The sequence below is a fragment of the Actinoplanes sp. NPDC089786 genome, from assembly GCF_040684855.1.
Taxonomy (GTDB): domain Bacteria; phylum Actinomycetota; class Actinomycetes; order Mycobacteriales; family Micromonosporaceae; genus Actinoplanes.
In genome coordinates this window covers 12,113-25,362 of the sequence record NZ_JBFBGU010000034.1, presented here as the reverse complement: position 1 = coordinate 25,362, position 13,250 = coordinate 12,113, and the positions used below count along the sequence as shown (strand labels likewise).

Below are 13,250 nucleotides of genomic sequence, written 5' to 3'. Positions count from 1 at the left end.
GAGTAATTGCTCACAATAATGTCATGAGCTGGGACATCCTGCCGAAGGTGCAATGGCCGACGGCCCGAAGAATGATCACCTCGACGGTGCGCCGGGTCGAACAGACCAGCCCCGCCTTCCGCACCATCACCCTCGGCGGGCCTGAGCTGGAACACTTCCTGCCGCTGGGCTTCGACCAGACCGTGCGGCTGTTCTTCCCCCGGTCCGGTCAGCCCACGCTACGCATGCCGACCCTCAACAACGAGGCCTGGATGGCTCAAGTCCTGCTGCTGCCCAAAACCGTGCGCCCCTGGGTACGCAACTACACGATCCGCCGCGCCCGCCCCGCCTTGCGCGAGGTCGACATCGAGTTCGCCCTGCACGGCGATGCTCCCGCCGCCGCGTGGGCCACCCGGGCCCGCCCCGGCGACCCCGCCGGCCTCTTCGACATGGGCATCTCCTACCTGCCCCCGGCCGAGGCCGAGTGGCACCTGCTGGTCGGCGAGGAGACCGCCCTCCCGGCGATCCTGTCCATCCTGGAGCATGCCCCCGACTCCCTGGTGGCCGAGGTGTTCCTCGAGGTCCCGTCGGCGGCCGACATCCGCCCCTCGGTGACCGCCCCGCCCGGCGCCCGCATCCACTGGCTCCCCCGCCCCGACGGTCCCGCCCGGCCGGGCGCGCTGGCCTTGGCCACGGTCCAGGAGGCCGACCTGCCACCGGGCCGCTTCTACACCTGGGTGGCCGGCGAGTCCAAGCTCGCGACCGGCGTCCGCCGCCACCTGGTCAACGACCGCGGCGTCGCCAAGTCCGACATCGCCTTCTTCGGCTACTGGCGCCTCGGCCGCTCCAGCCCCGGCTGACCGGCAGGGCCGGATGCCCGCCGGGCCGTGGACCGGGTCGCCGGAGCCACGGCTCAGGGAGTTCGTGGCCGAACCGCACGCAGCAACGACGCCGTCTCGGTAGGGGTCCGGCCGACCTGGACGCCGGCCGCCTCCAGCGCCGCGGCCTTGGCGGTGGCCGTACCCGAGGAGCCGGAGATGATCGCGCCCGCGTGACCCATGGTCTTGCCGGGCGGGGCGGTGAAGCCGGCGATGTAGCCCACCACCGGCTTGGTGACGTGCGAGGCGATGTACGACGCGGCCCGTTCCTCGGCGTCGCCGCCGATCTCGCCGACCAGGATGATCGCGTCGGTGTCGGGGTCGTTCTCGAAGGCGGCCAGGCAGTCGATGTGGGTGGTGCCGATGATCGGGTCGCCGCCGATTCCGACGCAGGTGGAGAAGCCGATGTCGCGGAGTTCGTGCATCAGCTGGTAGGTCAGCGTGCCCGATTTGGACACCAGGCCGATGCGGCCGGGGCCGGTGATGTCGGCCGGGATGATGCCGGCGTTGGCGCGGCCGGGGCTGATCAGGCCGGGGCAGTTCGGGCCGATGATCCGGGTGCGGCTGTCACGTGCACGGGACCACGCGGCGGCGGTGTCGAGCACCGGCACGCCCTCGGTGACCACCACGGCGAGCGGGATCTCGGCCTCCACGGCCTCGACGAGAGCCGATTTCAGATGAGCCGGCGGTACGAAGATGACGGACACGTCCGCACCGGTTTCCTTCATTGCCTCACCCACCGAGGCGAAGACCGGCAAGGACGTGTCCTTGACCTGGAACGACGTACCGGCCTTGCGTGGGTTCACCCCGCCCACCACATCGGTGCCGGCGGCCAGCATCCGGCGGGTGTGTTTGGTGCCCTCGGCGCCGGTCATGCCCTGCACCACGACCCGGGATTTCTCGGTCAGCCAGATCGCCATGACTACGCCTTTCCCAGCTCAGCGGCCCGAGCGGCCGCGTCGTCCATGGTGTCGACCAGGGAGACCATGGGATGGGCCGCGGCGGCCAGGATCGCCCGCCCGGCGGCCGCGTTGTTGCCGTCCAGCCGCACCACGATCGGCCGGGTCACGGCGTCGCCCAGCCGGTCCAGCGCCTGGATGATGCCGTTGGCGACGGCGTCGCAGGCGGTGATGCCGCCGAAGACGTTCACCAGGAGCGATTTCACTGCCGGGTCGTCGAGTACGACGGAAAGCGCGTCGGCCATGACCTGCGCGCCGGCCCCGCCCCCGATGTCCAGGAAGTTGGCGGGCCGCGCGCCCGCCCCGGCCACCACGTCGAGCGTCGACATGACCAGGCCGGCCCCGTTGCCGATGATGCCGACCGTGCCGTCGAGCTTGACGTAGTTGAGGCCCAGCGAGGCGGCCCGCGCCTCCGACGGATCTTCCGGGGATGTCGAGATGTCCGAGAAGTCCTGGCGGAAGAAGGCGTTGTCGTCCAGCGTCACCTTGCCGTCGACGGCGAGCACCCGACCCGCGGCATCGACGATCAGCGGGTTGACCTCGACCAGCGTGGCATCCGACGCGATGAACACGTCCCACAACTTCGCGGCGACCGGAGCGACGTCCGCGGGAAAAGCGTCAGCCGGCGGCCCGAGCCCAGGATCGATGGGGGTACGGACGATCGACGACGCGGGCACCTGCTCGATGTCCATGCCACCGGATTCGGAGAACATCGCGATGATCTCCCGCGCCGACCGGTCGATCAGGAAGGCGAGGTAGTACTCGGTGACGATGTCGGAGGCCGAGGCGACCAGCACCTCGCGTACCCGATGGCCCTTGATCTCCATGCCGAGAATCTCGGCCGCGCAAGCGACGGCGGCCGACGGCGTGGCCGCGAGCCTGACCCCTCCGGCCTTGCCACGCCCACCCACCTTGACCTGGGCCTTGATGACGGTGGCGCCGCCGAGCCGGGCGGCGATGGCACCGGCCGCCGAGGGCGAGGCCGCGACCTCGCCGGCCGGGACCGGCACCTGATGAGCGGCGAACAGACGCATTGCCTGGTGCTCCAGCAGATCCATTCTCGGAGCATACTGTATGCAATATGTGGTCTACCATAGGCTGGACAAGCCAAAGTAGAGCGGCCAGGATGGTCGCATACGGTATGCAGTCTTCAATTCGGAGGGCAGGCACCATGACACAGACCGCCACCGAGTCGTCCACGGAGAAGATCCTGCGCCGCCCCAGCGAGGATCCCGACACCATCTCCGGCGGGCACCTGGTCGCCAAGGCGCTCAAGGCCGAGGGCGTGGATGTCATCTTCACGCTCTGCGGCGGGCACATCATCGACATCTACGACGGCTGCGTCGACGAGGGCATCGAGGTGGTCGACGTACGCCATGAGCAGGTCGCCGCCCACGCGGCCGACGGCTACGCGCGGATCACCGGCAAACCCGGCGTGGCCGTGGTGACCGCCGGGCCGGGCACCACCGACGCGGTCACCGGCGTGGCCAACGCCTTCCGCGCCGAGAGCCCGATGCTGCTGATCGGCGGCCAGGGCGCGCTGAGCCAGCACAAGATGGGGTCCCTCCAGGACCTGCCACACGTCGACATGATGCAGCCGATCACCAAGTTCGCCGCGACCGTCCCACACACCTCACGCAGCGCCGACATGGTCTCGATGGCGTTCCGCGAGTGCTACAACGGCGCGCCCGGACCGTCCTTCCTGGAGATTCCGCGCGACGTGCTGGACGCCGAGGTCAAGCTGGCCGACTGCACGATCCCCGAACCCGGCCGGTATCGCGCGAGCACCAAGAGCGCCGGCGACCCGGCCGCCGTCGAGGCGCTGGCGGGGTTGATCGCACGGTCGGAGAAGCCGGCCATCCTGCTCGGCACCCAGGTGTGGACCGGCCGCGGCACCGACGCCGCGATCGAGATGGTGCGCAAGCTCAACGTGCCGGCGTACATGAACGGCGCCGCCCGGGGCACGCTGCCGCCCGGCGACCCGCACCACTTCCACCTGTCGCGGCGTTACGCCTTCAACAACGCCGACCTGATCATCATCGTGGGGACCCCGTTCGACTTCCGGATGGGGTACGGCCGGCGGCTGCCGGCCACGGCCAAGGTCGTCCAGATCGACATGGACTACCGCACGGTCGGCAAGAACCGCGACATCGACCTGGGGATCGTCGGTGACCCGGGCGCCGTCCTGGCCGCGGTGACCCAGGCGTCCCACCGGCGCAACCGCCAGGCCTGGTTCGACGAGCTGCGCGCCGAGGAGACCGCGGCGTACCAGAAGCGCCTCCCCCGCCAGCTCTCCGACGCCGACCCGATCCACCCGCTGCGCCTCGCCCACGAGATCAACGAGTTCCTCACCGAGGACTCGATCTTCATCGGCGACGGTGGCGACATCGTCACGTTCTCCGGCGGCGTGGTGCAGCCCAAGGCGCCGGGCCACTGGATGGACCCGGGCCCGCTGGGGACGCTCGGCGTCGGCATCCCGTTCGCCATGGCGGCCAAGTACGCCCGCCCCGACAGTGAGGTGGTGTGCCTCTTCGGCGACGGCGCGTTCAGCCTCACCGGCTGGGACTTCGAGACGATGGTGCGCTTCGGCCTGCCGTTCGTCGGCGTGGTCGGCAACAACTCGTCGATGAACCAAATCCGGTACGGCCAGAGGCGCAAGTACGGCGAGGCCCGCGAGCGGGTCGGCAACACCCTGGGCGACGTGCACTACGACAAGTTCGCCGAGATGCTCGGGGGGTACGGCGAGGAGGTGCGCGACCCGGCCCAGATCGCGCCGGCGCTGCGACGGGCCCGCGAGTCGGGGCTGCCGTCGCTGATCAACGTCTGGGTCGATCCGGACGCCTACGCGCCGGGAACCATGAACCAGACCATGTACAAGTAGTCCGCGGTGGAGCGGGCGGGGACTACGAGGTGGTCTCCGCCCGCTGCTCGTAGATCTTGCGGGTCCGCTCGGTGTGCTTGCGCATCAGATCGCCGGCCTTGCGCCCGTTCCCGCTCGCGATCGTCTCGATCAGCTCACGGTGCTCGTCCCAGGCCTCCTTGCCACGGGCCCGCGCGATCGGCCGGTAGTACCACCGCACCCGACGGTCGACCATGCCGATCAGCTCGGCCATGATCTTGTTGCCGGACATCGTGAGGATGTGCTGGTGCAGCGCGGCGTTGGCGGCCACCATGCCGGCCTCGTCGTCCTGGGCCACCGCCTGCTCGCCGGTGGCCTGGAGCTTCCACAGCTGCTCGACCGTCTCGGGCGTCGCGTTCACCGCGGCCAGCCGGGCCGACTCGGCCTCCAGCAGCGAGCGCGCGCCGAGCAGCTCGTCCGCCTCCTTGGGCGTCGGGGTGTGCACGAACGCGCCCAGCGCCGGCCGCAGGTCGACCCAGCCCTCGGCGTGCAGCCGTTGCAACGCCTCACGGACGGGCTGGCGGCTCACCCCGAGCTGCGCGGCCAGCTCCTGCTCGACGAGGTGCTCGCCGGGCTGGAGCTCACCGTTGATGATCATGTCGGAGATGACGTCGGTGACCGCCTGGCGCAGCGGCACGGGCCGCTCCAGCGGCTGCCGCGCCGAGCGGGGTCGCCGCGTGGTGCTGTCGGGCATGGCGTCCTCCGGGACGTTCGCATGGACTTTGCCGCGGCGACGCTGCCCGGCGGCGGCCGCGGTCGGGCAGCCAATGGTTTTAGCATACAGTCGCCCAGATGCACTCCGGACAGGGCCACCGAGCCGGAGTGTTGCCTATACGCGCTCAGAGCTGCTCTGAGCGCGTATAGGCAACGGGTCACACCGACGGATAGCTCGAATAGGACGGGAAGTTGCCGTACCGGGGAGCGTCCCCGCAGGTCACCGAATGCACGAGCAGCGAACCGCCGACGAACGCCCCGCGCCACGACGCCCCGCGCCCGCCGAACACCTCGTCCCGGTCACCCCGCGACCGCGGCCGGTTGATGCCCACCTTGAACGCCTGCACGTCGGCCGCGAGCCGCCCCGCCAGCGCCTCGTCGTCGCAGGCGAGCGACGCCACCAGCGAGCCGTTCGAGGCGTTCATCGCGGCCAGCAGCTCGGCCTCGGTGTCGACCAGCACGATCGTGTCGACCGGGCCGAACGGCTCGGCGTGGTGCAGCGGCGACGACCGTGGCGGCGCCAGCATGGCCACCGGCGGCAGGTAGGCGTCGGTCGGCTGGCCGGGCAGGAACCGTCCGTCGGACAGCGAGCCACGGTGCAGCGGGACGCCGCCGCGGGCGATCGCCACCTCGACGATGTCGTTCAGCTCCTTGGCCTTGGCGTGGCTGATCAGGGGCCCGTACTCGAGGTCGGGAAGTGGGTCGCCGGCCGCGGCGACCGCCAGGGGGTGGCCGAAGCGGACCTCGCGCACGGCCGGCAGGTACGCCGCCAGGAACGCGTCGAAGAGGCGGCGCTGCACGACGTAGCGCGGGTAGGCGGTGCAGCGCTGTTTCCCGTACTCGAAGGATTTGCGCACCAACCCGGACAGCAGCTCCCACTGGCTGAACTCCCACACACCCCAGCAGTTGAGCCCCTCCTGCTCGAGCACGTGAGGCTTGTCAGTACTGAGGAGCCGCGCCGCGACCTGGCCGCCGACGTCGCGCCCGCCGACGAACGACACGCAGCCGACCTCGGGCGCGCCGACCAGCACCGACGACAGTTTCGCGCCGCTGCCGCTGATCAGCGTGAGCGGCAGTCCCTCGCGGGCGGCCAGCGCCACGGCCAGGGTCAGGCAGCTCACCCCACCGTCGGTGGGCGCCTTGCCGATCGCCGCGTTGCCGGCCAGCACCTGCACCAGCATCGCGTGCATCAGGACGCTCATCGGGTAGTTCCAGCTGGCGATGTTGCTCACCGGCCCGGGCAGCGGCGTGCGCCCGGCCAGCATGCCGTCGATCTCGTCGACGTACCAGCGCACGCCGTCGAGGCAGCGGTCGACGTCGGCCGTGGCCAGCCGCCACGGTTTGCCGATCTCCCAGACCAGCAGCAGGGACAGCAGGTCGCGATGCTCCCGCAGGGCGTCGAGAGCGGCGAGCACGCGCGTTTTTCGTTCGCTCAGTGGGGTGTCGGCCCAGGTTCGATGCTGGTCGTACGCCGACCGCACGGCGGCCGTGGCGGTCAGCTGGTCGACAGCGGGCGCCCCGGCGATCTCGGTGCCGTCCACCGGGGACACTCCCGGCGTGGTGGCGCCGCCGGCGCGCCACAGCCCGCCCCAGTAGTTGGCGAGCCCGTCGGGCAGGAAGGCTTGGGGCGCCACCTGGCGGCACCGCGCGTAGAGGGTGGGCCAGTCAGTTCCGGACTTGAGCAGCATGTCACTCCCGCGAGTGGGGTCGAGTGGTAGCCCAGCACGGCATCCGGGCGTCGGATGCCGCTCTGGGCTACCACCGGGCGCGAAGCTCAGCCGACGAGGCGAGCGGCCTCGACGGCGAGCGGGTCCAGGGGCGCCGCCTGATCGGCGAGCGCCCGCAATTGGGCCCGCATGCGCGGGTCCCAGAACCGGCGGACGTGCGAGGCGATGGCCTCGGCCGCCTCGCCGGGTGGCAGGTGGCGGAACTGCCGTGCGATGTCGTTGATCATCCGCTGTTCCGCCGGGACGGTGCCGGCCATCTCAGGCTTGGCCCGCTACGAGATAGGTCTCTTCGGTGGCATGGCGCACCAGGGGTTGGGCGAGGGCGACCTGGACGGCGGTCACCTTGTACTCGGGGCAGTTGGTGGCCCAGTCGGAGTTCTCGGTGGTGACCACGTTGGCGCCGGTGACCGGGTGGTGGAAGGTCGTGTAGACGACGCCGACCGGCATCCGGTCCGATACGCGGACGTGCAACGTGGTCTCGCCCACCCGGCTGGCCAGCGTGACCAGGTCGCCGTCGATGATGCCGCGGTCCTCGGCGTCGTGTGGGTGCACCTCGAGCACGTCCTCGGGGTGCCAGGCGACGTTGCCGGTGCGGCGGGTCTGCGCGCCGACGTTGTACTGACTCAGGATCCGGCCGGTGGTCAGGACCAGCGGGAAGCGGCGGGTGGTGCGTTCCTCGGTGGGCACGTACTCGGTCCGCACGAACTTGCCCTTGCCCCGGACGAACTCGCCGATGTGCATGACCGGGGTGCCGGCCGGCGCGTTCTCGTTGCACGGCCACTGGACGCTGCCCAGCTTGTCGAGCACCTCGAAGGAGACGCCGGTGAAGGTCGGGGTCACCGAGGCGATCTCGGCCATGATCTCGCTCGGGTGGGTGTAGCTCATCGGGTAGCCCATCGCGGTGGCGATGTCGCAGATGATCTCCCACTCGTGCTTGCCGGTGCGTGGCGGCATCACCGACCGGACCCGGTTGATCCGCCGCTCGGCGTTGGTGAACGTGCCGTCCTTCTCCAGGAAGGAGGCGCCGGGCAGGAAGACATGGGCGAACTTGGCCGTCTCGTTGAGGAACAGGTCCTGCACGACGACCAGCTCCATCGACCGGAGCGCGGCGGTGACGTGCGCGGTGTTGGGGTCGGACTGGGCGATGTCCTCGCCGTGCACGAACAGGCCGCGGAAGCTGCCGTCGACCGCGGCGTCGAACATGTTCGGGATGCGCAGGCCGGGCTCCTTCTCCAGGGAACGGCCCCAGAGGTTCTCGAAGACGCTGCGGACGGCCTGGTCGGAGACGTGCCGGTAGCCGGGCAGCTCGTGCGGGAACGAGCCCATGTCGCAGGAGCCCTGCACGTTGTTCTGCCCGCGCAACGGGTTCACGCCGACGCCGTCGCGGCCGATGTTGCCGGTGGCCATGGCCAGGTTGGCCATCCCCATGACCATCGTGGAGCCCTGGCTGTGCTCGGTGACGCCGAGCCCGTAGTAGATGGCGCCGTTGCCGGCCGACGCGTACAGCCGGGCGGCCGCGCGCAGGTCGGCCGCGGGCACGCCGGTGATCACCTCGACCGCTTCGGGGCTGTGCTCGGGCTGCGCGATGAAGGCGGCCCAGGAGTCGAAGTCCTCACAGCGCTCGGTGACGAATGCCCGGTCGACCAGGCCCTCGGTGACCGCGACATGGGACATCGCGTTGACCACAGCAACATTGGTGCCTGGACGGACCGGCAGGTGGTACGCCGCCTCGATATGGGGCGAGCGGACCAGGTCGATCCGGCGCGGGTCGACGACGATGAGCTGGGCGCCCTCCCGCAGACGGCGCTTCATCCGGGACGCGAAGACCGGGTGCCCGTCGGTCGGGTTGGCGCCGATCACCACGATCACGTCGGCCTCGGCGACCGACTTGAAGTCCTGCGTACCCGCCGATTCGCCGAACGTCTGCTTGAGGCCGTAGCCGGTCGGCGAGTGGCAGACCCGGGCGCAGGTGTCGATGTTGTTGTTGCCGAACGCCGTACGCACCATCTTCTGCACCACGAAGACCTCTTCGTTGGTGCACCGCGACGACGAGATCGCGCCGATCGACCCGGCGCCGTGCCGCTGCTGGATCTCCCGCAGGCGGCTCGCGACCGTGCCGATGGCCTCGTCCCATTCCACCTCGCGCCACTCGTCGTCGATGGTGTCCCGGACCATCGGCTTGAGCCTCCGGTCGGGGTGGCTGGCGTAGCCGAACGCGAAGCGGCCCTTGACGCAGCTGTGGCCCTCGTTCGCGCCGCCGTCCTTGTACGGCACCATCCGCACCAGTTCGTCGCCGCGCAGCTCGGCCTTGAAGGAACACCCCACACCGCAGTACGCGCAGGTGGTGATCACCGTACGGTTCGGCATGCCGAGCTGGACCACCGACTTCTCCTGCAGCGTGGCGGTCGGGCAAGCCTGCACGCACGAGCCGCAGGAGACACACTCGGACTCCATGAACGAGCCGCCGGCGCCGGGCGACACCTTGGACTCGAAGCCGCGGCCCTCGATGGTCAGCGCGAACGTGCCCTGCACCTCGTCACACGCGCGGACGCAGCGCGAGCAGGCGATGCACTTGGAGGCGTCGAAGTCGAAGTACGGGTTGCTGCTGTCGGTCGGCGCGTCGAGGTGGTTGGCCCCGTCGTACCCGTAACGGACCTGACGCAGGCCGACCGCGCCGGCCATGTCCTGCAGCTCGCAGTCGCCGTTGGCCGGGCAGGTCAGGCAGTCCAGCGGATGGTCGGAGATGTAGAGCTCCATGACGCCCCGGCGCAGCCGCTGGAGCCTGGGCGTCTCGGTGCTGACCCGCATGCCCTGGGTCACCGGCGTGGTGCACGAGGCCGGGGTGCCGCGGCGGCCGTCGATCTCGACCACGCACAATCGGCACGACCCGAAGGCCTCCAGGCTGTCGGTCGCGCAGAGCTTGGGGATGGGGATGCCGGCCTGCGACGCCGCGCGCATCACCGAGGTGCCCTCGGGCACGGTGACGGGCAGGCCGTCGACCTCCACGGTGATCGTCGCCGGCCCCGGGCGCCGGGGAGTTCCGTGGTCGGGTTCCTTGAGCAGGGTCATGGCCGCCTCGCCTCGAAGTCGTCCGGGAAGTGGGTCAACGCGCTGCGTACGGGCATCGGGGTGAGCCCGCCCATCGCGCACAGCGAGCCGTCGGTCATCAGCTCGCACAGGTCTTCGAGCACGGCCAGGTTCTCGTCGCGGTCGACGCCGGTGCGGATGCGGTCGATCACCTCGACGCCGCGGACCGCGCCGACCCGGCAGGGCGTGCATTTGCCGCACGACTCGGCGGCGCAGAACTCGAAGGCGAACCGGGCCTGGGCCGCCATGTCCACCGAGGCGTCGAAGACCACGATGCCGCCGTGCCCGACCATGGCGCCGGCCTTGGCGAACGCCTCGTAGTCCATCGGCAGGCCGAACCGCGAGGCCGGAAGGTACGCCCCGAGCGGCCCGCCGACCTGCACCGCGCGGACCGGGCGGCCGCTGCGCGTACCCCCGCCGTAGCCCTCGACCAGCTCGCCCAGCGTGATGCCGAACGCGGTCTCGACGATGCCGCCGCGGGCGATGTTCCCGCCGAGCTGGAACACCTGCGTGCCCCGCGACCTCTCGACGCCCAGCTCCTGATAGGCGGCGGCGCCGTTGGCCAGGATGGTCGGCACGGTGGCCAGGGTCAGCACGTTGTTGATCACGGTGGGCCGGCCGAAGAGCCCCTCGAACGCCGGGATCGGCGGCTTGGCCCGGACCATGCCCCGCTTGCCCTCCAGGCTCTCCAGCATCGAGGTCTCCTCACCGCAGATGTACGCGCCGCCGCCGACGCGAACCTCCAGCCGGAAGCCGTCGAGCCAGCCTTCTTCCGCGGCGATCCGGATCGCGGAGAGCATCGTCGCGATGCCGTCCGGATACTCCGAGCGGATGTAGATGTAGCCCTCGGCCGCGCCCACCGCGTACGCCGCGATCGCCATGCCTTCGATCAGCATGAACGGGTCACCTTCGAGGACCATCCGGTCGGCGTACGTGCCGCTGTCGCCCTCGTCGGCGTTGCAGCAGATGAACTTCAGGTCACCCGCGCACTCCAGCACGGTCTTCCACTTGATGCCGGCCGGGAACCCGGCGCCGCCCCGGCCGCGCAGCCCCGACTCGGTCACCTCGGCGACCACCTCGGCCGGCGTCATCGTGCGCGCCTTGCGCAGCCCGGCCATGCCGCCGTGGGCCAGATAGTCGTCCAGCGACAGCGGGTCGGTGCGGCCCATCCGGGCGAACGTCACCCGCTGTTGCGAGGCCAGCCAGGGGAACTCGTCGACCACGCCGATGGATTCCGCCTCCCCGGCCAGGATCGTCGGCACGTCGGCCGGGGCAACCGAGCCGTAACCCACCCGCCCGGCCGGGGTGCCGACCTCGACCAGGGGTTCGAGCCAGAGCATGCCGCGCGATCCGTTACGCACCACGGTCACGGATGGGCCGGCCGCCTCGAAGGCGGCGGCCACCTGGTCGGCGCCGACCGAGCGGGCGGCCGAGTCGCGCGGGACGTAGACCGTGGTCATGAGAGCATCCCCCGCAGCCGGGCCGCGTCCATCCGGCCGTACAGCCGGCCGTCGACCTGAGCCGACGGGCCGAGCGCGCAGTTGCCCAGACAGAACACCTGCTCGGCACCGGGCACCGAGGCGAACAGCGCCTCGGCGCCGACCGCCTGGCAGGCCTCGCCGCGGCACACCCGCACCTGGTGGCCGACCGCCGGCATCGAGCGGAAGTCGTGGTAGAAGGTGATCACGCCGTGCACCTCGGCCCGGGAGAGGTTGAGCTCCTCGGCCAGCACCGGCACCGCGTCGTCGGGCACGTGCCCGAGGGTTCGCTGGATCTCGTGCAGGATCGGGATCAGGTTGCCCCGCTGCTCGCGGCAGGCGGCCACGGCGGCTCGCACGGGCGCCGCGATCGCCGGGTCGACCAACGAGGCCGGGCTCGGCGCGGCGGCCTCGCGACGTTTGCGGCGGGGACGGTCCGGCTCGGGCATGGGCACCTCCGACAGCAGGTTCATCGCGCACCCACCGGGGACGGGCCGGTGACCGTGCGAGCGAGCAGATCCACCGCGGCGTAGACGTTGCGCAGCGTGGGCGCCGGGACGCCGGTCATGTCGGCCAGCTCGACCACCGCGCCGATGATGGCCTCGAGTTCCAGCTCCTTGCCGGCCTCGAGGTCCTGCAACGTCGATGTCTTGTGGTGGCCCACCTTGGCCGCGCCGTCGATGCGCCGTTCGATCGAGATCGACGGCGCGCAGCCGGCCGCGGTGGCCACCGCGACGGTCTCCCGCATCATCCCGGCGACCAGGTCGCGAGCCCCCGGATGGCCGCACATGTCGGCCAGGGTGGCCCGGGTCAGCGCGCTGAGCGGGTTGAACGCGACGTTGCCCATCAGCTTGATCCAGATGTCGTCGCGGATGTTCGTCTCGACCGGGCACTTCAGCCCGCCCGCGACCATCGCCTCGGCGAAGCTCAGGCACCGGTCGGAGCGGGTACGGTCGGGCTCGCCGATCGAGAAGCGGGTGCCCTCCAGGTGACGGATCACGCCGGGGCTCTCGATCTCGGTCGAGCAGTAGACGACGCAGCCGATCGCCCGGTCCACCGGCAGGACGGCGGTGGTGGCGCCGCCCGGGTCGACCGACTCGATGCGGCGGTCCTCGAGCGGGTGGCCGGTGAGCCCGTGGAAGTACCACCACGGGATGCCGTTCTGCGCCGCCACGATCGCCGTGCGCGGGCCGAGCAGCGGCGCGACCAGGGCGCCGGCCGACGCGTAGGCGTGCGCCTTGAGCCCGAGGAAGACGAAGTCGACCGGGCCCACCTCGTGGGGGTCGTCGGTGGCCCGGGCACGGGCGGTGAAGTCGCCCCTCGGGCTGCGCACCTGGACGCCGTCGCGCCGGATGGCCGCGAGGTGCGGGCCGCGGGCGATCAGGTGGACCTCCACGCCGGCCCGGTGCAGCGCGGCGCCGACATACGCGCCGATGGCACCGGCGCCGAGAATCGCGATCCGCACGCCGTCTCCTCTCGTTGTGTCTTCTGTATACAGTATGGTGTCGGGATGGAACAAGCGGCCGGAC

11 protein-coding genes are annotated in these 13,250 nt (G+C 70.9%); 2 read left to right on the top strand and 9 right to left on the bottom strand.

The annotated features are described in order from the left end of the window. The first annotated feature begins 23 nt into the window (after positions 1-23). Positions 24-839 (top strand): siderophore-interacting protein, encoded by an 816-nt coding sequence (locus AB0O15_RS44245; protein ID WP_364332892.1) that lies wholly within the window; start codon positions 24-26, stop codon positions 837-839. Between the two features lie 53 nt (positions 840-892). Here the strand turns inward: AB0O15_RS44245 and sucD are convergent, their stop codons facing one another. Together sucD and sucC are read right to left on the bottom strand one after the other, a co-directional pair. Next, complete coding sequence (gene sucD / locus AB0O15_RS44240; protein ID WP_364332889.1) at positions 893-1,777, bottom strand: succinate--CoA ligase subunit alpha; 885 nt, start codon at positions 1,775-1,777, stop codon at positions 893-895. 2 nt (positions 1,778-1,779) lie between these two features. Then, positions 1,780-2,874: an ADP-forming succinate--CoA ligase subunit beta gene (gene sucC / locus AB0O15_RS44235; protein WP_364332886.1), complete on the bottom strand. Its 1,095-nt coding sequence runs from the start codon at positions 2,872-2,874 to the stop codon at positions 1,780-1,782. A gap of 113 nt (positions 2,875-2,987) precedes the next feature. On the opposite strand from sucC, the gene AB0O15_RS44230 reads away from it, so the two are divergent. Further along, positions 2,988-4,697, top strand: a complete 1,710-nt coding sequence (locus AB0O15_RS44230; protein WP_364332884.1) for a thiamine pyrophosphate-binding protein — start codon at positions 2,988-2,990, stop codon at positions 4,695-4,697. Between the two features lie 22 nt (positions 4,698-4,719). Here the strand turns inward: AB0O15_RS44230 and AB0O15_RS44225 are convergent, their stop codons facing one another. The 7 genes from AB0O15_RS44225 to AB0O15_RS44195 all read right to left on the bottom strand — a co-directional run bounded on the left by AB0O15_RS44225 (position 4,720) and on the right by AB0O15_RS44195 (position 13,186). Next, positions 4,720-5,409, bottom strand: coding sequence for a GntR family transcriptional regulator (locus tag AB0O15_RS44225; protein ID WP_364332881.1), 690 nt, complete (start codon positions 5,407-5,409; stop codon positions 4,720-4,722). 178 nt (positions 5,410-5,587) lie between these two features. Beyond that, the gene (locus tag AB0O15_RS44220) at positions 5,588-7,117 is read right to left on the bottom strand and encodes an aldehyde dehydrogenase family protein (protein ID WP_364332878.1); all 1,530 of its coding nucleotides are present in this window, start codon (positions 7,115-7,117) and stop codon (positions 5,588-5,590) included. 86 nt (positions 7,118-7,203) lie between these two features. Beyond that, a complete protein-coding gene (locus AB0O15_RS44215; RefSeq protein WP_364332875.1) occupies positions 7,204-7,413 on the bottom strand; it encodes a formate dehydrogenase subunit delta in 210 nt (69 codons plus the stop codon). A 1-nt stretch (position 7,414) separates the two neighbouring features. Beyond that, the gene (gene fdhF / locus AB0O15_RS44210; protein WP_364332872.1) at positions 7,415-10,225 is read right to left on the bottom strand and encodes a formate dehydrogenase subunit alpha; all 2,811 of its coding nucleotides are present in this window, start codon (positions 10,223-10,225) and stop codon (positions 7,415-7,417) included. Then, positions 10,222-11,703, bottom strand: coding sequence for an NADH-ubiquinone oxidoreductase-F iron-sulfur binding region domain-containing protein (locus tag AB0O15_RS44205; RefSeq protein WP_364332869.1), 1,482 nt, complete (start codon positions 11,701-11,703; stop codon positions 10,222-10,224). The genes fdhF and AB0O15_RS44205 overlap by 4 nt, the downstream gene beginning before the upstream one ends. Then, complete coding sequence (locus tag AB0O15_RS44200; protein ID WP_364332866.1) at positions 11,700-12,194, bottom strand: NAD(P)H-dependent oxidoreductase subunit E; 495 nt, start codon at positions 12,192-12,194, stop codon at positions 11,700-11,702. Before AB0O15_RS44200 ends, AB0O15_RS44205 begins: the two co-directional genes overlap by 4 nt. Further along, on the bottom strand, positions 12,191-13,186 hold the full coding sequence (locus tag AB0O15_RS44195) for a 2-dehydropantoate 2-reductase (protein ID WP_364332863.1): 996 nt from the start codon (positions 13,184-13,186) through the stop codon (positions 12,191-12,193). The genes AB0O15_RS44200 and AB0O15_RS44195 overlap by 4 nt, the downstream gene beginning before the upstream one ends. Positions 13,187-13,250 lie beyond the last annotated feature (64 nt).